1 pseudogene is annotated in these 659 nt (G+C 46.9%); it reads left to right on the forward strand.

Features of this window, described 5'->3' with window-relative positions:
• Positions 1-659: pseudogene (locus R7P74_RS26945) on the forward strand (OmcA/MtrC family decaheme c-type cytochrome); the annotation flags it as partial.

Raw genomic sequence — 659 nt, forward strand, 5'->3', positions numbered from 1 at the left:
TGAACGGTTTAAAGTCGATCGCTACATTAATATTTTTTATTTTACTGCTCACCGGATGTGGTCCAGACAGCAAAAACGATCAGAATACACCACCACCTGCACTTGGTGATTTCGAGATCAGTGTTTCCGAGCCATCATTGGTCACTCAAGAAACCGGAGAAACCAAACTGGTGGTCGATTTTACCGTCAAAGACGGCAGTGGCAGATCTCATGAGCTAGACGAAACGAAAGACTTTCGCATCGCACTTCTTAAAGCAATGCCCTCTCGTGTCGATACACAAAACTCGAGCGATCCAGCCTTTGCCTTCAATGGGCGTCATGGCAATACCTATTGGAAGAGTTTCCATCACTCAAGTAACACCGCAAATAACCGTGCCAGCATGGAGAGTGTTTGGGATGGAACACTAGTAAAAACAGACGGGGGATATCGCTACACGTTTGCCATTCCTGACGTTTTGAAAGTGCCCGATCCTTATACTGCCGACTCTTCTAGCAACAATGGTTTTATCGCTTGGGATGCGGATAAACTCCACCGAATCGTCATGGCGTATGGCGAGCAAGGCAATGGTTTTACCTACGTGTTTGAATGGGTGCCGCAAGAAAGTTCAGATACGGCTGTCTCCCGCAATGTGATTGAAACAGGCACCTGCGAAAACTGT

It is taken from the genome of Vibrio sp. 2033 (assembly GCF_033339735.1).